Here is a 19,047-nt window from a genome sequence, read left to right as displayed (position 1 = left end):
TGAATATCGCGGACGCGCGTTGATGAAATTTGCATTAAACATTGTTGACTGGCAGGCCAGGGCCCCAGGATTAAGCGAAACGGCACAGTGGCTGGAATGGGCTCGGCTGTCGCACGCCATCGATCCTGCGGCACCGCAGGCAAAGCTGACCGAACTGCCGATGATGACCGCGCGCCGCCTCAGCGCCGGCAGTAAGCTGGCCGTGGAGTGCGGGCTGGCGATGCTGCGTCAGCATGAAATCGATGCCGTGCTTTACACCAGCCGTCACGGGGAGCTGGAACGCAATTTCCGCATTCTGCAGGCGCTGGCGACAGACCAGGCGCTTTCACCAACCGATTTTGCCCTGTCAGTGCACAACTCCGCCGTTGGCAGCCTGACGATAGCCGCGAAGAAGCCGATCGTCTCCTCGTCGCTTTCTGCCGGTAAAGACACCTTTCAGCAGGGGCTGTGTGAGGTGTTGTGTCTGCTCCAGGCGGGCTATCAGCGCGTGTTAATGGTCGATTTTGACGGGGCGATGCCGGCGTTTTATCACTCGCATCTCACATCAGAAACCCCGATGTGGCCGTTCGCGGTCGCGCTGGTGATTGAAGCCGGTGATGCCTTGCAGTGTGAAACCCGGTCGCAGCACACCGCGAAAGCGCCCGCGCTGCCGCAAAGCCTACTTTTTTTGCAGCACTACCTGCAAGATGCTGCCACCTTTGTCTTAAGTGGGGAAAGAGTGGAATGGCACTGGAGCCGCGGATGAGCAGGATAGTTTCGCGCCTCAACCGGGCATGGCGATGCGCGATGACCGGCTTTTGTTTTGCCCTGTTCGGTATCGGCGGACTGCTGTTATCTATGGTGTGGTTTAACCTGTTGTTACTCGCGGTATGGGATAAAGGCCGCCGCCGCCGCATCGCCAGGCGCAGTATCGCCGCCAGTTTCCGCTTCTTCTTAAGGGTGGCAAAAGGCGTTGGCGTACTGGATTACCGGACGCGCGGGCTTGAGCACCTGCGTCAGGATCGCGGCTGTCTGGTGGTCGCCAATCATCCGACGCTCATCGATTATGTGCTGTTGGCCTCTGTGATGCCGGAAAGCGACTGTCTGGTAAAGGGGGCGCTCCTGAAAAACCCGTTCGTCAGCGGCGTTATCCGGGCAGCCGATTATCTGATTAACAGCCAGGCCGATGCACTTCTGCCTGCCTGCCGACAGCGGCTGGCACAGGGCGACACGATTTTGATTTTTCCGGAAGGCACCCGAACCCGGCCCGGTGAACCCATGACGCTACAACGCGGTGCGGCCAATATTGCTGTGCGCTGTGGCAGTGATTTACGCGTAGTGATCATTCACTGTAGCGAGCATCTGCTGGACAAGCAGAGCAAATGGTATAACGTGCCGCCCGCCAAACCGTTGTTCAGCGTTGAGGTGCGGGAGCGGATATCTATCGATCAGTTTTACGATGCAGACATACAAGAACCGGCACTGGCGGCAAGACAGTTGAACCGGCATCTTTTGCTTCAATTACAACCAGGTTCTTCACCTTTTTCAGGAATTAATGATGCAAGCGCTTTACCTTGAAATCAAAAATCTCATTATAACGACGCTGAATCTCGACGAACTGTCGGCCGACGATATTGATAGCGATGCGCCGCTGTTTGGTGACGGCTTAGGACTGGACTCCATCGACGCGCTTGAGCTGGGTCTGGCGGTAAAAAATGCCTACGGTGTGGTTCTCTCGTCGGAAAGCGAAGAGATGCGCCAGCACTTTTTCTCCGTTGCCACGCTGGCAGCGTTCATCCACGCGCAACGTGCCTGAGGAGCGTCCGTCATGACAGAACAAAACGCCATTTATGAAGAGGTCACTGCGCTGTTGGTTAAGCTGTTTGAGATCGACCCGCAGGATATCTCCCCACAGGCGCGGCTGTATGAGGATCTGGAGCTGGACAGCATCGATGCGGTCGACATGATCGTGCATCTGCAAAAGAAAACCGGCAAGAAAATCAAGCCGGAAGAGTTCAAAGCCGTGCGTACCGTGCAGGACGTTGTCGATGCGGTAGAACGGCTGCTGAAAGAAGCGTAAGTCGCGATGTCCGGCAAACGCACGCGGCCCGTTCTTACGTTGCTGACAGGCTTGCTGCTGGTGGCGTGGCCCTTTTTGATCAGCGTCGGCCTGGCGCATAACAGCCTGCACTGGCTGTTGCCACTGATGGCGCTTGTTCTTTTACTCCGTCTTCGCCAGACCCGGCGCAAAACGGGGCCGATGCGTGTCATCACTCAGGTGGTGGCGGTGGCCGGCATTGCCCTGTGCGCGGCCAGCTACCTGCTGAAAACCCACCAGCTCCTGCTTTTTTACCCGGTCGTGGTCAATGGCGTCATGCTGACGGTGTTTGGTGGCTCCCTGTGGTCAGCCATGCCCATTGTCGAACGTCTGGCCAGAGTCAGTGAGCCGGATCTGCCTGAAAAGGGCGTGCGTTATACCCGCCGGGTGACGCAAATCTGGTGCGTCTTTTTCATCCTCAACGGCAGCATGGCGCTCTTTACCGCGCTGTATGGCGATATGGCGTTATGGACCGCCTGGAACGGAATGATTGCCTATCTGCTGATGGGCACGCTGATGGCGGGCGAGTGGTTGGTACGCCGGAAAACAAAACAACGAGATTCATGATGAAGCAGACGCTTACACTGACCCAGTGGCTCACTGCACCGCGACCGGCTGACGTGCCTGTGGCCTGGCTGGACGACCGCACCTGGACGCTGGGACATCTACGGCAGGATGTGGCCTGCTTAATCGCCTTACTGCAGCAGCAGGCAGGCCAACGCTGGGCCTTGTGCTTTGAGGACAGCTACCTGTTTACCGTGGCCCTGCTGGCAACGCTGCACGCGGGCAAAACACCGGTTGTCCCCGGTCACTGTCGTGTTTCCTTGCTCAACGAACAACACGCCCTGTTTGACGGCGTGCTGAGTGAAAAAACGCTGAGCTGGCAGGGGCCGCTGCTGGTGGTCAGCAGTGCGATGACCCTCGCCGCCTTTGCTCCGTCTTTTCCGGCCATACCTGACGAGGCCAGCATCGAACTGTTTACCTCCGGCTCCACCGGTCAGCCGAAGCGGGTGGTGAAGTCCGTTCAGTCCCTTGATTACGAAGCGGCCCTGCTGGCGGCCCGCTTTGCCGGGCGGCTGGCCGGTTGTCGGGTCGTGGCCTCGGTTGTGCCGCAGCACCAGTACGGTCTGACCTTTCGTATTATTCTGCCGATGGCGCTGGGATTACCGCTGCATGCGGCGATGCTCTGGTATGCCGAACAGCTCGCCGCCTTAAGCCACGATTATCAGTATGTTTTTATCAGCAGCCCGGCGTTTCTGAAACGCCTCGATCGCCAGCTCACCGCACCGCCGGTCGCGATGGTCTTTTCCGCCGGCGGCATGTTACCCTGGCAGGATGTTTCTCAGGCGGCGGACTGGATGCATATCTGGCCAGATGAAATTTATGGCAGCACGGAAACCGGTATCCTCGCCTGGCGCTATCGTCAGGAAGAAGATATCACCTGGCAACCCTTTGACGGCGTCCGTTTTCATCAGGAAAGCGATACGTTGCGTGTGTTTTCACCGCTGATCGCCGACAGAGAGGGTTTGTTGCTCGACGATATTCTGCATATCGAAGAAAACGGCCAGTTCCGGCTGGTGGGCCGTCGGGGCAGAGTGGTTAAAATTGAAGAGAAGCGTATTTCGTTAAGCGAAGTCGAACAGCGGCTGCTGGCGCTGGACGGGATCAGCGAGGTGGCGGCGGTGCCGGTTTTACGTCGCGGCCGACAGAGCATTGGCGTTCTGCTGGTGTTGGACGATGCAGCACGGCAACGCTGGCAGGAACACGGCGGTAAACAGCAAGAGCTGGCCTGGCGACGTGCGTTGTTGCCGTGGCTGGAACCTGTCGCCGTGCCGCGTTACTGGCGGGTGATCGATGCGATCCCGGTTAACAGTATGAACAAGCGTGTTTATGCGCAGTTACAGGAGTGGTTTCATGAAACCCCATGAAATTGAGCGCCATCAGTCGCAGCCCGATCAGGCTGAGATGGTTTTACACCTTGATCCGTCGCTGTTCTGGTTCAAAGGGCATTTTGCCGTTCAACCACTGCTGCCCGGCGTGGCGCAACTTGACTGGGTGATGCAGTACGCGACGACGCTGCTGGCACCCGGCTGGCGTTTTCACAGCATTCAGAACGTGAAGTTTCAGGCTCCGCTGCTGCCGGACACTACCGTTACGTTAACGCTGAACTGGCAGGAAGCGCGCCAGATGCTGAGCTTTAGCTACCAGCGCCACGACGGTGAGGCACGTCATGTCGCCAGCAGCGGTAAGATTCGGTTATGTCGCTAGCCTTTTCCCCCTGCGTGCTGATCCCCTGTTATAACCACGGTGCCATGATGGCAGCGGTGCTGGCGCGCCTGATGCCGTTTGGTCTGCCGTGCATTGTCGTTGATGACGGCAGCGATGCCGCTACCCAGGCGGTACTGGATCGGCTGGCAGCAGAAAACAGCACGCTGACGCTGGTGCGGCTGGCGCAAAACGCCGGAAAAGGTGCGGCGGTGCTGCGCGGTATGCAGGTGGCGGCGCAGGCTGGTTTTACCCATGCGGTGCAGGTCGATGCCGACGGCCAGCATGCTATTGAAGATATTCCCGCGCTGCTGGCGCTGGCGCAGCAGCATCCCGATGCGCTGATTTCCGGCCAGCCCATTTATGACGACTCCATTCCCCGCTCGCGGCTTTACGGGCGCTGGATCACCCACGTCTGGGTGTGGATCGAAACCCTGTCATTGCAGCTGAAAGACAGCATGTGCGGCTTTCGCGTCTATCCCATCGCGCCAACCTTACAGCTGGCACAGCGTGCCACCATCGGCAGGCGCATGGACTTTGATACCGAAGTGATGGTGCGGCTCTACTGGCAGGGTAACAACAGCTACTTTGTGCCGACCCGGGTAACCTATCCGCAGGACGGCCTCTCGCATTTCGACGCGGTCAAAGACAACGTGCGCATCTCCCTGATGCACACGCGGCTGTTTTTTGGCATGTTGCCGCGTATCCCTTCTTTACTGTTTCGCCGCTCGCCCCAGCACTGGGCGCGGCAGAAAGAGGTCAAAGGGCTGTGGGGCATGCGCCTGATGCTGCTGGTGTGGCGCCTGCTGGGCCGTAAAGCCTTTTCTCTTTTGCTGTATCCGGTGGTCGGCGCGTACTGGCTGACAGCCGCAACGGCACGAAAAGCCTCGCAGAACTGGATAACCCGCGTGCGTGAGCAGCTGCGGATACGCCAGCAGCCGGTGCCGAATAACCTGACCAGCTACCGGCATTTTCTGCGCTTTGGCAACGTCATGCTGGACAAAATCGCCAGCTGGCGCGGTGAGCTGCATTTCGGCAGCGACGTGGTCTTTGCACCGGGCGCGGAGGCGATGCTGGACCTCAGTCATCCGCAGGGCAGGCTGCTGCTGGCCTCGCACCTGGGCGATGTGGAGGCCTGCCGGGCGCTGGTGCAGCGCAGCGGCAGTAAAACCATTAATGCTCTGGTGTTTAGCGATAACGCCCAGCGCTTTAAGCAGATTATGGAAGAGATGGCCCCGCAGGCCGGGCTAAACCTGATGCCGGTAACGGATATCGGTCCGGACACCGCCATGTTGCTGAAAGAAAAGCTGGATCGCGGCGAGTGGATCGCGATTGTGGGCGATCGCATTGCCGTTAATCCGCAGCGCGGTGGGGAATGGCGTATTTGCTGGAGCCGCTTTATGGGCCAGCCTGCTCCCTTTCCGCAGGGGCCGTTTATTCTGGCGTCGATCCTGCGCTGCCCGGTTCACCTGATCTTCGCGCTGCGCCAGCAGGGAAAACTGCACATTCATTGCGAGCCGTTCGCCGATCCGCTGCTGTTGCCGCGTGCCGAGCGTCAGCAAGCCCTGCAGCAGACAATTGATCGCTATGCTGAACGCCTTGAGCACTATGCGCTCCAGTCGCCGCTCGACTGGTTTAACTTTTTCGATTTCTGGCAACTGCCGGATAGCAAAGACAAGGAGTAAAGGGTGCTTAACGATCCCCGTTTTACGGTCGACGTAGACCTGACCATTCCCTTTCATGATGTCGATGTGATGGGCGTGGTCTGGCACGGTAACTATTTTCGCTATTTCGAAATCGCCCGCGAGGCGTTACTGAACCAGTTTGACTATGGCTACCGGCAGATGAAGGCCTCTGGCTACGTCTGGCCGGTAGTGGATACGCGGGTAAAGTACCGCCATCCGCTCACCTTTGAGCAACGCATTCGCGTGCGGGCGCGCATTGAAGAGTGTGAAAACCGTCTGCGCATTGGGTATGAAATTTTCGATGCCGACAGCGGCCAGCGCACCACCACGGGCTATACCATTCAGGTGGCGGTGGAAGAGCAAAGTCGCGAGATGTGCTTTGTCTGCCCGGACATTCTGTTTGAACGTATGGGAGTGACGCCATGAGAGGCCTGCTATTCCTGGCGCTGTTGATCAGCCCGTTTGTCAGCGCGCTGACGCTCGACGATCTGCAGCAGCGCTTCACCGCTCAGCCGGTGATCCGTGCGCACTTCGATCAGGTGCGCACCATTAAGGATATGCCGCAGCCGCTAAAATCGCAGGGCACGATGCTGATCGCCCGCGACAAGGGCCTGCTGTGGGATCAAACCCGTCCGTTCCCGATGCAGCTGCTGCTGGATGATAAACGCATGGTGCAGGTGATCAACGGCCAGCCACCGCAGACCATTACCGCCGAAAACAATCCGCAGATGTTCCAGTTTAATCACCTGCTGCGCGCGCTGTTTCAGGCGGATCGCAAGGTGCTGGAGCAGAATTTTCGCGTTGACTTTGCCGACAAGGGCGAAGGCCGCTGGACGCTGCGCCTGACGCCGATCACCACGCCGCTGGATAAGATCTTCTCCAGCATCGATCTGGCGGGCAAAACCTATCTGGAGCAGATCCAACTCAACGATAAGCAGGGCGATCGCACGGACATTACCCTTTCGCAACATCAACTGACGCCAGCACAACTGACTGATGACGAACGCCAACGCTTTGCCGCCCCGTAAACGGCCCGCGCTGCTGTGGGGGCTGGTCTGCCTGCTCATGCTGTTGGTGCTGCTTACGCTGCTGCCGCAGGCCCGGCTGAACAGCAGCGTGCTGGCGATGCTGCCAAAGCAGGCGCTGGGCGCGATTCCCCCCGCCCTGAACGACGGCTTTATGCAGCGGCTCGATCGGCAACTGGTCTGGCTGGTGAGCCCCGGTAAGCAGGCCGATCCCCAGGTGGCGCGCGACTGGCTGACACGGTTACAGCGATCCGGGGCGCTGGCCGAGGTAAAAGGGCCGATGGATGCCCGCAGCCAGCAGGCGTGGGGCACGTTTTTCTGGCAGCACCGTAACGGCATGATCGACAGCGAAACGCGGCAGCGGCTGCAAAACGGCGGCGAGGCGCAGGCGCAGTGGATCCTCTCTCAGCTCTATTCCGCCTTTTCCGGCGTCAGTGGCAAAGAATTACAGAACGATCCGCTGATGCTGACGCGCGGATCGCAGCTGGCGATGGCGAAAAACGGTCAGCGGCTGCGCCTGATGGACGGCTGGCTGGTGACGCAGGACAGCCAGGGGAATTACTGGTATTTGCTGCACGGCGAACTGGCTGGATCCTCGTTTGATATGCAGCAGACGCACAAACTGGTCACCACGCTGGGCGCGCTGGAAAAAACGTTCAAGGCGCAGTACCCGCAGGTCCGGCTGCTCTCGCGCGGCACGGTGTTTTACAGCGATTACGCCAGCCAGCAGGCGAAGCATGATGTGTCCACGCTGGGGCTGGCAACCGTGCTGGGCGTACTAATGCTGATTCTGGTGGTGTTCCGTTCGGTACGGCCAATCCTGTTATGCCTGCTCTCGATTGCCATTGGCGCGCTGGCGGGCACCGTTGTGACGTTGCTGGTGTTTGGCGAGCTGCACCTGATGACGCTGGTGATGAGCATGAGCATCATCGGTATCTCCGCCGATTACACGCTCTATTACCTTACCGAGCGCATGGTGCATGGCGCCGATACCTCGCCCTGGCAGAGCCTGGCGAAAGTCCGCAATGCGCTGCTGCTGGCCCTGCTGACCACGGTGGCCGCCTATCTGATCATGATGCTGGCACCGTTTCCGGGCATTCGCCAGATGGCGCTCTTTGCGGCGGTGGGCCTGAGCGCCGCCTGCCTGACGGTCGTGTTCTGGCATCCGTGGCTGTGCCGCGGCTTGCCTGTGCGTCCGGTCCCCGCCATGGTGCTGATGCTGCGCTGGCTTGCCGCATGGCGGCGTAACAAAGCCCTGTCGGTGGGGCTGCCGGTGGCGCTGGCGCTGTTCTCGCTGGCGGGCCTCGCCACCTTGCGCGTGGACGATGATATCTCACAGCTTCAGGCGCTGCCGCAGCACCTTCTGGCGCAGGAAAAAGCCATTACTGCGCTGACCGGGCAGAGCGTCGATCAGAAATGGTTTGTGGTATACGGCAACAGTGCGCAGCAGACGCTGACGCGGCTGGAAGCCTTCACGCCCGCGCTGGAACGGGCCAAAGCGCAAGGGCTGATCGGCGGTTATCGAACGCTCCCTCTGAACTCGCTGGCGCGTCAGGCACAGGATGTGGCGCTGTTGAAAAATGCTGCGCCTGCCGTCACGCGCGCGCTCAGCGAGGCGGGCGTAACGACGGTGAAGCCGGATCTCAATCCTATGCCGGTCAGCGTTGCGGCCTGGCTTGCCAGCCCGGCCAGCGAAGGCTGGCGCCTGCTGTGGCTGACGCTGAAGAGCGGTGAGAGCGGCGTGCTGGTGCCGGTAGACGGCGTAACACACAGCGCCGCGCTTGATGCGCTAAGTAAAGGCTATCCCGGCGTCGCCTGGGTGGATCGCAAAACGACGTTTGACGGGCTGTTTGCCTTGTATCGCCATATCCTGACCGGCCTGCTGCTTGTTGCTCTGGCCGTGATTGCCTGCGGTGCCATCATGCGGCTTGGCTGGCGCAAAGGCGCGCGCAGCCTGGTGCCATCTGTGCTTTCTCTGGGCTGCGGCCTGGCGGTGCTGGCCTTTACCGGCCATGCGGTCAACCTGTTTTCCCTGCTGGCGCTGGTACTGGTGCTCGGTATCGGCATCAACTACACGCTGTTTTTCAGTAATCCACGCGGTACGCCGCTCACCTCCATGCTGGCCATCACACTGGCAATGATGACAACGCTGCTGACGCTGGGCATGCTGGTTTTCAGCACCACCCAGGCCATTAGCAGTTTTGGTATCGTACTGATCAGCGGTATTTTCACCGCCTGGCTGCTGGCACCGCTGGCGATGCCGACGAAAAGAGAGAAAAAAACACGATGATCAACCAGACTTTACGCATGCTGAAATATTGCCTGCCGCGATGGCGTGCCAGGTCGGTGCCGCTACGCGGTCGCCGCGTGTCCACTGGAGGCTGTTTGATTATTGCCGCCACGCTGATGCTGGCCGGGTGCAGTCATTCCACGCACAGCCCGCAGCAGCGTCCGCAGGCCTGGCTGGCACCGGGCGCACGCGTGACGCTGCCTGCGCCGGGCATTGCGCCGTCAATCCGTTCCCAGCAGCTTCTGACCGGCCGTTTTCACGGCAAGACCCAGTCGCTGCTGGTGATGCTCAACGCAGATGATAAAAAAATCTCTCTGGCAGGGCTGTCGTCGGTGGGTATTCGTCTGTTCCTGGTGACCTACGATCGCCAGGGATTGCACACCGAACAGTCGATTGTGCTGCCGCAGCTGCCACCGGCCAGTCAGGTGCTGGCCGACGTGATGCTCAGCCACTGGCCCATCAGCGCCTGGCTGCCCCAGTTGCCAGAGGGCTGGACGCTGAAAGACCGTGGGGATAAGCGCGAGCTGCGTAATGCCAGCGGCAAGCTGGTGACGGAAATCACTTATCTGAACCGCCAGGGTAAGCGCGAACCCATCAGCATTGAGCAGCACGCGTTTAAATACCACATCACCATTCAATATCTGGATGACTGAGATGATCTACGTTTCTGCCGTTGGCATGATTAACGCGCTGGGCAAGGATAACGATGAGGTCGCTCTCAACCTGGTGCGTGGCGTGGCCCCTGGTATGCGCGCCCGCAGCGGCTGGTTGCAGGCGCATCCGCACGCCGTGCTGGCCGGCGTGGAAGGGGCGCTGCCGGCGATCCCTGACGCCTTCAGCGCGCATCGTTCGCGCAATAATCAACTGCTGCTGGCCGCGCTGGCCCAGATTCAGCCCGACGTGGATCAGGCGATTGCGCAGTATGGCCGCGATCGTGTCGCCATCGTGCTGGGTACCAGCACATCCGGGCTGGACGAAGGGGATATGCACGTCCGCCTGTCGCTGAATCAGCAATCAAGCACGGCATGGCGCTATCCGCAGCAGGAGTTGGGCGATCCCTCGCGCTTTCTCAGCCACTGGCTGGCACTTGACGGTCCGGCGTTTACGCTGTCCACCGCCTGCTCCTCCAGCGCCCGTGCGATGATAAGCGGACGTCGCCTGATTGAGGCGGGGCTGGCGGATGTAGCGATCGTTGGTGGAGCAGACACGCTCAGCCGGATGCCGGTCAACGGCTTTCACAGCCTGGAGTCGCTTTCTCCCACCCTGTGTCAGCCGTTCGCCCGCGATCGCAGCGGCATTACCATCGGTGAAGGTGCCGCGCTGATGTTGTTAACCCGTGAGCCGCAGCCGATTGCGCTGCTGGGCGTGGGCGAATCCAGCGATGCCTACCATATCTCAGCCCCGCATCCAGAGGGGGAAGGGGCGATTCGCGCCATCCATCAGGCCCTGAACGAAGCCGGTATTGCGCCTGAGGCGGTGGGCTATATCAACCTGCATGGCACCGCAACCACGCTCAACGATCAGATTGAATCCAGCGTGGTAAACGCCCTGTTTGGCGAGCAGGTGCCCTGCAGTTCAACGAAACACCTGACCGGGCACACGTTGGGCGCGGCGGGCATTACCGAAGCGGCGCTCAGCATGCTGATCCTGCAACGCAACCTGCCGCTGCCGCCGCAGGATTTTAGCCTGTCGCCGCGCGATGCGGATTTGCCGCCCTGTGGCATCATTGACCGGCCTCAGCCGCTGGCGCGCCCGGTGATTCTGTCAAACTCGTTTGCCTTCGGCGGTAACAACGCCAGTATTCTGCTTGGGAAGATCTTATGAGCCACTATTTATCCCCCACGGACTATCTGCCGCACGATGCGCCGATGCTGTTACTGGAAAAGGTCAGCGACGTGACGGCCGACAGCGCGACCTGCTGCGTCACGGTATCGCCGCAGGGCGTGCTGGCCCCGTTTCTCGATTCCGATGGCAACCTGCCGGGCTGGTATGTCCTGGAGTTAATGGCGCAGACGGTCGGCGTCTGGTCGGGCTGGCATCGGCATCAGCAGGGACAGGCCAGTATCTCGTTAGGCATGGTGCTGGGTGCGCGCGAATTAGTGTGTAGCGCAGGGATTCTACCGGCGGATGCCACGCTGATCGTCAAGGTCAAACTGCTGATGCAGGATGAACGCTTTGGCAGCTTTGAGTGCGCCATCGAGGCGGGGAGCGCTACGCTGGCAACCGGCCGGGTAAATACCTTTCAGCCCACCGCCGAAGAACTTCATTCATTATTTCAACAAGGAGCGACCTCATGAGCCGTTCAGTATTGGTTACCGGTGCCAGCAAAGGCATTGGTCGCGCCATCGCCTGCCAGCTGGCGGCAGACGGCTTCACCCTTGGCGTGCATTATCACCATGATGCTGCCGGGGCGCAGCAAACCCTGGATGCCATTCTGGCGGCAGGGGGCACGGGCCGCCTGCTGCAGTTTGATGTGGCGAACCGTCAGCAGTGCCGCGAGGTGCTGGAGCAGGATATCGACGCACACGGAGCCTGGTACGGCGTGGTCAGCAATGCCGGCATTGCCCGCGATGCGGCCTTTCCTGCGTTGAGCGACGACGACTGGGATAAGGTGATTCATACCAATCTGGACAGTTTTTACAACGTGATTCAGCCCTGCATTATGCCAATGATCAGCGCCCGCCAGGGCGGACGCATTATTACGCTTTCCTCGGTGTCGGGCCTGATGGGCAATCGCGGTCAGGTGAACTACAGTGCCGCGAAAGCAGGCATTATTGGCGCCACCAAAGCGCTGGCGATTGAGCTGGCCAAACGAAAAATTACCGTTAACTGTATTGCGCCGGGGCTGATCGATACAGGAATGATCGAGATGGAAGAGACGGCGCTGAAAGAGGCGATGTCCCTGATCCCCATGAAACGCATGGGACAAACCGAGGAAGTGGCCGGGCTTGCCCGTTACCTGATGTCGGATATCGCAGGTTATGTGACGCGCCAGGTGATTTCCATCAACGGAGGCATGTTATGACACGGCGCGTGGTCATTACCGGTATGGGCGGCGTCACCGCGTTTGGCGAAAACTGGCAGGACGTTTCAGCCAGGCTGCTGGCGTATGAAAATGCCGTACGCAGAATGCCGGAGTGGCAGGTTTACGACGGGCTGCATACCTTACTGGGTGCCCCGATTGATAATTTCAGTTTGCCGGAACACTACACCCGCAAACGTATTCGCGCCATGGGGCGCGTTTCATTAATGTCGACCCGCGCCAGCGAACTGGCGCTGTTGGACGCGGGATTGATCGGCGATCTTGTGCTCACCAATGGTGAAACCGGCATTGCTTACGGCTCCTCGACTGGCAGCACCGGACCGGTAAGCGAATTCGCGACCATGCTGACGGAAAAGCACACCAATAATATTACCGGCACCACCTATGTACAGATGATGCCGCACACCACCGCCGTGAATACCGGGCTGTTTTTCGGCCTGCGCGGTCGGGTTATCCCCACCTCCAGCGCCTGTACCTCGGGTAGCCAGGCGATTGGCTACGCGTGGGAGGCGATCCGCCACGGTTATCAGACGGTGATGGTGGCCGGTGGCGCAGAAGAGCTGTGTCCCTCGGAAGCGGCGGTGTTTGACACGCTTTTCGCCACCAGCCAGCGCAACGATGCGCCGACCACCACGCCTTCGCCCTTTGATGAAAAACGGGACGGTCTGGTGATTGGCGAGGGCGCAGGCACGCTGATTCTGGAAGAGCTGGAACACGCGAAAGCGCGCGGCGCGACAATCTATGGCGAGATCGTCGGCTTCAACACCAACTGTGACGCAGCCCATATCACTCAGCCGCAGCGGGAAACGATGCAGATTTGCATGGAGAAGGCATTGAAGATGGCGGGATTAAGCCCGCAGGACATCGGCTATATTTCGGCGCACGGCACCGCCACCGATCGCGGCGATCTGGCGGAAAGTCAGGCGACGGCGGCGATTTACGGCAATCAGGTGCCCATTTCGTCCCTGAAAAGCTATTTCGGACACACATTAGGGGCCTGCGGCGCGCTGGAAGCTTGGATGAGCCTGCAAATGATGCGCGAGGGCTGGTTCGCTCCTACGCTGAATCTGACGCAACCGGACGCCAACTGCGGCGAACTGGACTACATCATGGGCCAGGCTCGCCCTATCGATTGTGAGTTTTTGCAGAGCAATAACTTTGCGTTTGGCGGCATTAACACCTCCATCATCATCAAACGCTGGCACTGATATGTATCAGATCTTTCTGGGAAAGATTTCCCGACTCAGTGCTGGCGCGTTAGCACCCGAGTTGAAAGATCGGGCACCTTCGGGCGCGCGGCGTGCCAGTTGGCTTGCCGGGCGCGTCATGCTCTCTGCTGCTATCGCGCCGGTGCCCGCGATGCAGTACGGGGTAAATGGCAAGCCCGCGTTTCCCCCCGAGGTGCAACGCGGCTTTAGTCTGAGCCACAGCGGGGATGACATTGCCCTGCTGTTCAGTGACGAAAGGGACGTGGGATGTGATATTGAAGTCCTGCGACCGCGACCAAACTGGCCGCGCCTGGCAGAAAAGCTGTTCAGTCCGGGTGAACAGGCCCTGATCGCCGCACAACCGGGGGTGCAGCAGTTAGCGGTCTTTTGGCGCATCTGGACGATAAAAGAGGCGATAATCAAGCAGCGCGGTGAGAGCGCCTGGCAGATGGCCAGCATTGACAGTACGGCACCGTCTGCGTTGTCGGTCAGCGCGCTGCAGGTGGGCGGCCTGAGTCTGGCGGTCTGCACGCCGACGCCGTTTGAGTTGAGCGCGACCACTCTGCGGCGGCTGGCATAAAGGGCTGGCCACGTTCTCACCGGGCAGCCCTGATTGTTTAGTGACTCTGTTTGCTGTCTTCTTCTTTATGCTTCTTCGCCAGGTAATGGCCTGCTGCGCAACCCGCCACGGCACCGGCAACCGCATGATGTTTAAGATGACCCGCTACGCCGCCCACCAGCGCGCCTTTCAGGCAGCCTTCAGCCTGCGCCTGAGAGGTAACCGACATCAAAAGGCCCAGCGTGACCAGCAGAAAGGGAAGTTTACGCATCAATACTCAGTCCTTATCAAGGGGGAAAAGTGTTCATGCTGCGACGATAACGCGAATGTGAGGCGGGCGGATAAAAAAATGCGAGTCGTTGCGCGACTGTTGCAGAAAAAGCGACGGACTTTTCATGCCAGAGAGGGACTGAATTTTTTGAACCGCATCACACCCTGCGTTTTTCGCGTATCCCTTTGCTCTCTTCCTGAACGTAAAGATGCAATAACTACCTCGCCATACATACAACCGGAACCCACGATGAAAAAAACTTTAGCCTGTTTTTCATTCCTGGCAGGCAGCCTGCTCACGGGATATGCACCTGCACTGATTGCCGCCCCTTTGCCGTTAACGCCAGACACGAGCATCCCGGTAAGTCGCTACATTACGGCGCTGAATCCGGATCACTCCATTACCTTTCGTCTTTTTGCCCCTGCCGCGAAGCAGGTTGCCGTGGTGACCGGCGCCACGCCGCTGAGCCAGCAGTCGCATGACATGAAAAAGGACAGCACGGGGATCTGGTCATGGACCAGCGAGCCGATGAAGCCCAACCTGTATGAGTACTATTTTGACGTAGACGGTTTCCGCACGCCGGATACCGGCAGCCGTTTCCCGAAACCGCAGCGCCAGGTAAACACCAGTATGATTCTGGTGCCGGGCAGTATTCTGGATGAGCGCAACGTGCCGCACGGCGATGTACTGACCCTGACCTATCACTCCACCGCCCTGAAGTCTGAACGTCAGGTGTTTGTCTGGGCACCGCCGGGTTACAAGGCCGATAGCAAGCCGCTCCCGGTGCTCTACTTCTACCATGGCTTTGGCGATACTGGGCTGTCGGCCATCTCTCAGCTCCGCCTGCCGCAGATCATGGATAACCTGCTGGCAGAAGGCAAAATTAAGCCGATGCTGGTGGTGGTGCCCGATACCGAAACCGACATCGTGCAGGCTATTCCCGAAAACTTCCCGCCAGCCGATCGCCGCAAGGACTTTTATCCGCTGAATGCCGCTGCTGCGGATAAAGAGTTAATGCAGGACATTATCCCGCTGGTGGAAAAACGCTTTACCGTGAGTCGCAAACCGGCTGACAGGGCGATAGCCGGGCTATCCCAGGGCGGCTATCAGGCGCTGGTGTCCGGCATGACGCACCTGAACGACTTTGCCTGGCTGGCCAGTTTTAGCGGCGTAACCACCAGTACAGTGCCTAATGAGTTCGTGACGCGTCAGCTGAGCCAGCCGCAGACCGTGAATAAACAGCTGAAAAACTTTACGCTGGTGGTGGGCGATAAAGATATCGTGACAGGCAAAGACATTGCCGGGCTGAAAACCGAACTGGAAAAGCAGGGCGTGAAGTTCCATTACACCCAGTATCCGGGGCTGGGACATGAGATGGACGTCTGGCGACCTGCGTATGTGGAGTTTGTGCAGCAGCTGTTTAAACCACAGTCGCACTAATTCTGGCTTCAACGCTGACCGCGCACAGGATGAGCAGGGCATCCTGTGTATCCTGTGCGCATTCTCCCCAACGCGGCGGGAACGCTGCTGTTTCGTTAGCGGCGGATTGTGTCATGTCAGCCACGCGGTAAGCGCTTACGCATCACCCGCTGCCCAAACGCATCACTGCCTTCTGCGACCCAGCCATTTGCCTGATAAAACCCCTCCGCGTTCGAGCCGGGATCGGTGGTCAGCATAATCGTCTCTGCGCCCCGATCGCTAAACCACTGGACGATCGCGTTCAGCAGGTGCGTCCCGATGCCCTTTTTTTGATATTCAGGTTTAACAAACAGTCCGCCAATTAGCGGTTCGGGCGCATAGATCCCCAATCCATAACCTGCATAATCATCCCCGACCTGGCAAATCCAGCCGCCGCCCTGACATATATCCTCCAGCGCTTGCTCACGCTGTAAATAGTGAATTTGATGCGCGTGAAGCCGGTTTTCCGTTACTGAAAAGCGTATTTCATATATTTCTTTAAGGTGCCGGGGTTCAAGTTTAAAAAAGGAAAGAGACATGGTCGTTCTGTATAACATGACGGTGGAGTCGGAACACATTATCGTCTGGACCGCGGTATTTCAAGTCGCCAATATTTGGGTTGACCTCTGTATTTCCCGGAAGCGGTTTTTAACCCGATTTTTTTCATTTGGCTGGCATCCGGCTGTCATCGGTCTGTCAATTTCTTCTGTTTAACGCTGGCCTTAAGGCCGCCGGGACGATTGAACCCAGCCCTGTTCCCATTTCCCCTGTACTCTGAAAGGAATTAATCGGGACACATTGCCTAACAGGGATGACCGGCAAAAAATGCGGTCCATGGAAAACTGGAGTTTTATAGTTTGCCATTCATCATTAAATAACAAGGGTTTAACGATCGATTTTTGGGATTTGATAGGTTTAATCATAGTTTAATCCGTTAAAATTCATTTGATTGATAGCTAAAGGCGATCAATAATCAATCCACTTCAACATCGTTAATCAGAGCATGGGAATGGAAATCCAGAATCTTGATAATAATAACCGTGCCTGGCGGTTCATTGCTGAACCCATCGTAAACCTGAAATCCGAACGTATTGCCGTTGAAGTCTTAACCCGATTTGCCGCACCAGGGACGCCTTTTTTACATATAAGTAAAATGAATAAAGAACAAAAAATAAGGCTCCTGAGAGAGCAGTTGTGCTTAATTCACCAAAAAAGACATTTTTTTGAAAGTCACCAGTTGCTGTGTTCTGTCAATGTAGATGTAGAGATGGCTTTTGCGCTGCTGGAAGAACGGGATATTTACGAGCTCGCCACAGCGCACTCTTTTCTTCGCATCGAAGTCTCAGAAAGCTTCCCCAGTCTGGCTGAAGGGCTAAATAATCCCTTACTGCGAAAGTTATATAATAATTACACCTTATGGCTGGATGATTTTGGGAGTGCCTCCTCGCATTTTCCCTGTTTACAGAAAGGACTGTATGAAGCCGTTAAAATCGACAAGCACTTTTTCTGGGAACATCATAATCGTCCACTCTGGAAAGAGACGTTGGCGCAAATTAAAGACTACTGCCAGTTTATCATTGTCGAAGGCGTAGAGAAGGACACCTACTTTCAGTTTGCAAAACCGCATGCTGCGGCATTTCAGGGCTATCTGTTCGAAGCCATTAATTTTGATGCATTGGGCTGACGATCCCGTTTAGCCGTCGACCCAAAATTATCGTTTCAGCCCGCGGCCTGATCGCCCCAGTCTTCCATTCACCAGGCTGTGCCTGTTCTGTAGCCTTTCTGGGCGGCATCCCGGCCCGCCATAAGTCAGGCGAGCTATCCTCTCCCTTCTCACGATATTTTTCATTATTTTTCCCGCTACCTGAGCCTGCTTTCCTGACAGCAACAGCGTGCTTAACGCCGTGACGAATCCGGCGTCAAAATGTATTCCGTTAACGTGTTCGGCTAAATAAAGTGAGCGGTAATTAAAATTCAGGGTGAATCTGAACGACACGTGCAGACGGATCATTTTTATTACGGCTTCAATGAAATTTAAAGCGGTTTGTGCGAGATGTCTCGCAGCATTTTGTTTAATTACACAGAAGGCATGATAATTATTGTGCTTTATTATGTTTTTTTGCATATAGCCTGCTGAATGTCTGTGTGGATAATGATGGAGTATCAAGACATTCACAGGATGCTCATGCAATGAATGATAAAAATATTGTTTTTCTTGATTACGCGACGCTCCCCGGGAGCGTGAGGTTAAAGGCGATTCATGGCGCGCATAATTTAATTTTGCATGCAAGAACGTCACCTGAGCAATGCGCTGAACGCATTGCAAAAGCGGACGTTGTTATTACGAATAAAGTAAAGTTAACGCAAGCGCTGATCGCGCAGGCACCCAATCTCAAATTTGTGGCCGTTGCCGCAACAGGCTTCGATGCGATTGATATCGACGCCTGTAAAGCCAGAAACATTCCCGTCTCGAATATTCGAGGTTATGCGCTAGATACCGTACCTGAGCACACCTTTGCCTTGATATTTGCCCTGCGCCGCAGCATTACGGCCTATCACCAGGCGGTACAGAAAGGGCGCTGGCAGCAGGCAGGTCAGTTTTGTTTTTTCGATTTCAGCATTAAAAATCTGGCCGGTTCAACGCTGGGGATAATTGGTGATGGCGTGCTGGGTAAACGCGTGGGCGACATAGCCAAAAGTCTGGGAATGAATGTACTTTTTGCTGCCTATAAAGGGGTCAGCAATATGGGGCCGCTTTATACCGACTTCGAAGAGGTAGTGAAAACCAGCGACGTTTTATCACTTCATTGTCCGTTATTACCTTCTACGGAAAATATGATCGCTGAAAATGAATTTGCGCTCATGAAGCCAGAGGTGCTGCTTATTAATACGGCACGCGGTGGAATCGTCAATGAAGAAGATTTATACCGTGCATTAATGACTCGGCGTATTGCCGGGGCCGCATTCGACGTGGCAAAAAACGAGCCGCCAGACAAGGACTCGCCGATCATGAAACTCACGCAACTCCCGAATTTTATCTTAACGCCACATATTTCATGGGCCAGCCAGGAAGCCATTCAGTTGTTAGCCGACAAGCTCATCGACAATGTGAATGCCTGGTTAGAGGGTAAACCAATGAATATCGTTAATCCGTAGTCAATATAAC

At 57.2% G+C, this 19,047-nt stretch carries 23 protein-coding genes; 20 read left to right on the top strand and 3 right to left on the bottom strand.

Translation table 11 applies throughout. The annotated features are described in order from the left end of the window. The first annotated feature begins 22 nt into the window (after positions 1-22). The 17 genes from P9J57_RS17855 (at position 23) to acpT (ending at position 14,173) form a co-directional block, all read left to right on the top strand. The gene (locus P9J57_RS17855) at positions 23-745 is read left to right on the top strand and encodes a beta-ketoacyl synthase chain length factor (RefSeq protein ID WP_014595231.1); all 723 of its coding nucleotides are present in this window, start codon (positions 23-25) and stop codon (positions 743-745) included. Continuing rightward, on the top strand, positions 724-1,557 hold the full coding sequence (locus P9J57_RS17850; protein WP_483279320.1) for a lysophospholipid acyltransferase family protein: 834 nt from the start codon (positions 724-726) through the stop codon (positions 1,555-1,557). The genes P9J57_RS17855 and P9J57_RS17850 overlap by 22 nt, the downstream gene beginning before the upstream one ends. Further along, on the top strand, positions 1,538-1,795 hold the full coding sequence (locus P9J57_RS17845; protein WP_019105036.1) for a phosphopantetheine-binding protein: 258 nt from the start codon (positions 1,538-1,540) through the stop codon (positions 1,793-1,795). Before P9J57_RS17850 ends, P9J57_RS17845 begins: the two co-directional genes overlap by 20 nt. Positions 1,796-1,807: 12 nt before the next feature. Then, positions 1,808-2,059, top strand: a complete 252-nt coding sequence (locus P9J57_RS17840; protein ID WP_019105037.1) for an acyl carrier protein — start codon at positions 1,808-1,810, stop codon at positions 2,057-2,059. A 6-nt stretch (positions 2,060-2,065) separates the two neighbouring features. Further along, entirely contained in the window at positions 2,066-2,644 is a 579-nt protein-coding gene (locus tag P9J57_RS17835; protein WP_072137781.1) for a COG4648 family protein, read from the top strand. After that, positions 2,644-4,005, top strand: coding sequence for an AMP-binding protein (locus tag P9J57_RS17830; RefSeq protein ID WP_041457939.1), 1,362 nt, complete (start codon positions 2,644-2,646; stop codon positions 4,003-4,005). The genes P9J57_RS17835 and P9J57_RS17830 overlap by 1 nt, the downstream gene beginning before the upstream one ends. Beyond that, complete coding sequence (locus tag P9J57_RS17825) at positions 3,992-4,345, top strand: ApeI family dehydratase (RefSeq protein ID WP_019105040.1); 354 nt, start codon at positions 3,992-3,994, stop codon at positions 4,343-4,345. Before P9J57_RS17830 ends, P9J57_RS17825 begins: the two co-directional genes overlap by 14 nt. Continuing rightward, entirely contained in the window at positions 4,336-6,027 is a 1,692-nt protein-coding gene (locus P9J57_RS17820) for a glycosyltransferase family 2 protein (RefSeq protein ID WP_013024451.1), read from the top strand. Before P9J57_RS17825 ends, P9J57_RS17820 begins: the two co-directional genes overlap by 10 nt. Before the next feature lie 3 nt (positions 6,028-6,030). Beyond that, positions 6,031-6,453 (top strand): acyl-CoA thioesterase, encoded by a 423-nt coding sequence (locus P9J57_RS17815; protein WP_013024452.1) that lies wholly within the window; start codon positions 6,031-6,033, stop codon positions 6,451-6,453. Next, on the top strand, positions 6,450-7,055 hold the full coding sequence (locus P9J57_RS17810; protein ID WP_013024453.1) for a LolA family protein: 606 nt from the start codon (positions 6,450-6,452) through the stop codon (positions 7,053-7,055). The genes P9J57_RS17815 and P9J57_RS17810 overlap by 4 nt, the downstream gene beginning before the upstream one ends. Beyond that, positions 7,024-9,342 (top strand): MMPL family transporter, encoded by a 2,319-nt coding sequence (locus P9J57_RS17805; protein WP_483279319.1) that lies wholly within the window; start codon positions 7,024-7,026, stop codon positions 9,340-9,342. Before P9J57_RS17810 ends, P9J57_RS17805 begins: the two co-directional genes overlap by 32 nt. A 116-nt stretch (positions 9,343-9,458) precedes the next feature. Beyond that, complete coding sequence (locus P9J57_RS17800; protein ID WP_042677869.1) at positions 9,459-9,995, top strand: DUF3261 domain-containing protein; 537 nt, start codon at positions 9,459-9,461, stop codon at positions 9,993-9,995. A gap of 1 nt (position 9,996) precedes the next feature. Beyond that, a complete protein-coding gene (locus P9J57_RS17795; protein WP_019105044.1) occupies positions 9,997-11,166 on the top strand; it encodes a beta-ketoacyl-[acyl-carrier-protein] synthase family protein in 1,170 nt (389 codons plus the stop codon). After that, complete coding sequence (locus tag P9J57_RS17790) at positions 11,163-11,639, top strand: hotdog family protein (RefSeq protein ID WP_013024457.1); 477 nt, start codon at positions 11,163-11,165, stop codon at positions 11,637-11,639. The genes P9J57_RS17795 and P9J57_RS17790 overlap by 4 nt, the downstream gene beginning before the upstream one ends. Next, positions 11,636-12,367, top strand: a complete 732-nt coding sequence (locus P9J57_RS17785; RefSeq protein WP_013024458.1) for a 3-ketoacyl-ACP reductase FabG2 — start codon at positions 11,636-11,638, stop codon at positions 12,365-12,367. The genes P9J57_RS17790 and P9J57_RS17785 overlap by 4 nt, the downstream gene beginning before the upstream one ends. Beyond that, on the top strand, positions 12,364-13,593 hold the full coding sequence (locus tag P9J57_RS17780; RefSeq protein WP_013024459.1) for a beta-ketoacyl-ACP synthase: 1,230 nt from the start codon (positions 12,364-12,366) through the stop codon (positions 13,591-13,593). Before P9J57_RS17785 ends, P9J57_RS17780 begins: the two co-directional genes overlap by 4 nt. Position 13,594: 1 nt before the next feature. Beyond that, on the top strand, positions 13,595-14,173 hold the full coding sequence (acpT, locus tag P9J57_RS17775; protein WP_014595240.1) for a 4'-phosphopantetheinyl transferase AcpT: 579 nt from the start codon (positions 13,595-13,597) through the stop codon (positions 14,171-14,173). Positions 14,174-14,210: 37 nt separating this feature from the next. Here the strand turns inward: acpT and P9J57_RS17770 are convergent, their stop codons facing one another. Further along, positions 14,211-14,423, bottom strand: a complete 213-nt coding sequence (locus tag P9J57_RS17770; RefSeq protein ID WP_014606673.1) for a hypothetical protein — start codon at positions 14,421-14,423, stop codon at positions 14,211-14,213. 249 nt (positions 14,424-14,672) lie between these two features. On the opposite strand from P9J57_RS17770, the gene P9J57_RS17765 reads away from it, so the two are divergent. Then, on the top strand, positions 14,673-15,863 hold the full coding sequence (locus tag P9J57_RS17765) for an alpha/beta hydrolase-fold protein (RefSeq protein ID WP_019105046.1): 1,191 nt from the start codon (positions 14,673-14,675) through the stop codon (positions 15,861-15,863). Positions 15,864-15,979: 116 nt separating this feature from the next. Here the strand turns inward: P9J57_RS17765 and P9J57_RS17760 are convergent, their stop codons facing one another. Then, positions 15,980-16,459: a GNAT family N-acetyltransferase gene (locus P9J57_RS17760; RefSeq protein WP_081091672.1), complete on the bottom strand. Its 480-nt coding sequence runs from the start codon at positions 16,457-16,459 to the stop codon at positions 15,980-15,982. A gap of 431 nt (positions 16,460-16,890) precedes the next feature. Between P9J57_RS17760 and P9J57_RS17755 the strand changes: the two genes are divergently transcribed. Further along, positions 16,891-17,565 (top strand): EAL domain-containing protein, encoded by a 675-nt coding sequence (locus P9J57_RS17755; RefSeq protein WP_273758184.1) that lies wholly within the window; start codon positions 16,891-16,893, stop codon positions 17,563-17,565. A 27-nt stretch (positions 17,566-17,592) separates the two neighbouring features. On the opposite strand, the gene P9J57_RS17750 is transcribed toward P9J57_RS17755, so the two are convergent. After that, the gene (locus P9J57_RS17750; protein WP_282476148.1) at positions 17,593-18,006 is read right to left on the bottom strand and encodes a hypothetical protein; all 414 of its coding nucleotides are present in this window, start codon (positions 18,004-18,006) and stop codon (positions 17,593-17,595) included. Positions 18,007-18,026: 20 nt separating this feature from the next. On the opposite strand from P9J57_RS17750, the gene P9J57_RS17745 reads away from it, so the two are divergent. Next, positions 18,027-19,037: a D-2-hydroxyacid dehydrogenase gene (locus P9J57_RS17745; protein ID WP_013024465.1), complete on the top strand. Its 1,011-nt coding sequence runs from the start codon at positions 18,027-18,029 to the stop codon at positions 19,035-19,037. The last annotated feature ends 10 nt before the right edge of the window (positions 19,038-19,047 follow it).

This window comes from Pantoea sp. nfd-35 (genome assembly GCF_056892255.1).
Note: the sequence above shows the minus strand (reverse complement) of the source record. Positions and strands in the feature narration are given on the sequence as shown.

Coding starts and splice junctions, on each gene's coding strand:
- P9J57_RS17855 (WP_014595231.1), top strand. CDS start 23: ATGAAATTTGCATTAAACATTGTTGACTGGCAGGCCAGGGCCCCAGGA.
- P9J57_RS17850 (WP_483279320.1), top strand. CDS start 724: ATGGCACTGGAGCCGCGGATGAGCAGGATAGTTTCGCGCCTCAACCGG.
- P9J57_RS17845 (WP_019105036.1), top strand. CDS start 1,538: ATGCAAGCGCTTTACCTTGAAATCAAAAATCTCATTATAACGACGCTG.
- P9J57_RS17840 (WP_019105037.1), top strand. CDS start 1,808: ATGACAGAACAAAACGCCATTTATGAAGAGGTCACTGCGCTGTTGGTT.
- P9J57_RS17835 (WP_072137781.1), top strand. CDS start 2,066: ATGTCCGGCAAACGCACGCGGCCCGTTCTTACGTTGCTGACAGGCTTG.
- P9J57_RS17830 (WP_041457939.1), top strand. CDS start 2,644: ATGAAGCAGACGCTTACACTGACCCAGTGGCTCACTGCACCGCGACCG.
- P9J57_RS17825 (WP_019105040.1), top strand. CDS start 3,992: ATGAAACCCCATGAAATTGAGCGCCATCAGTCGCAGCCCGATCAGGCT.
- P9J57_RS17820 (WP_013024451.1), top strand. CDS start 4,336: ATGTCGCTAGCCTTTTCCCCCTGCGTGCTGATCCCCTGTTATAACCAC.
- P9J57_RS17810 (WP_013024453.1), top strand. CDS start 6,450: ATGAGAGGCCTGCTATTCCTGGCGCTGTTGATCAGCCCGTTTGTCAGC.
- P9J57_RS17805 (WP_483279319.1), top strand. CDS start 7,024: ATGACGAACGCCAACGCTTTGCCGCCCCGTAAACGGCCCGCGCTGCTG.
- P9J57_RS17800 (WP_042677869.1), top strand. CDS start 9,459: ATGCTGGCCGGGTGCAGTCATTCCACGCACAGCCCGCAGCAGCGTCCG.
- P9J57_RS17795 (WP_019105044.1), top strand. CDS start 9,997: ATGATCTACGTTTCTGCCGTTGGCATGATTAACGCGCTGGGCAAGGAT.
- P9J57_RS17790 (WP_013024457.1), top strand. CDS start 11,163: ATGAGCCACTATTTATCCCCCACGGACTATCTGCCGCACGATGCGCCG.
- P9J57_RS17785 (WP_013024458.1), top strand. CDS start 11,636: ATGAGCCGTTCAGTATTGGTTACCGGTGCCAGCAAAGGCATTGGTCGC.
- P9J57_RS17780 (WP_013024459.1), top strand. CDS start 12,364: ATGACACGGCGCGTGGTCATTACCGGTATGGGCGGCGTCACCGCGTTT.
- acpT (WP_014595240.1), top strand. CDS start 13,595: ATGTATCAGATCTTTCTGGGAAAGATTTCCCGACTCAGTGCTGGCGCG.
- P9J57_RS17770 (WP_014606673.1), bottom strand. CDS start 14,423: ATGCGTAAACTTCCCTTTCTGCTGGTCACGCTGGGCCTTTTGATGTCG.
- P9J57_RS17765 (WP_019105046.1), top strand. CDS start 14,673: ATGAAAAAAACTTTAGCCTGTTTTTCATTCCTGGCAGGCAGCCTGCTC.
- P9J57_RS17760 (WP_081091672.1), bottom strand. CDS start 16,459: ATGTGTTCCGACTCCACCGTCATGTTATACAGAACGACCATGTCTCTT.
- P9J57_RS17755 (WP_273758184.1), top strand. CDS start 16,891: ATGGAAATCCAGAATCTTGATAATAATAACCGTGCCTGGCGGTTCATT.
- P9J57_RS17750 (WP_282476148.1), bottom strand. CDS start 18,006: ATGCAAAAAAACATAATAAAGCACAATAATTATCATGCCTTCTGTGTA.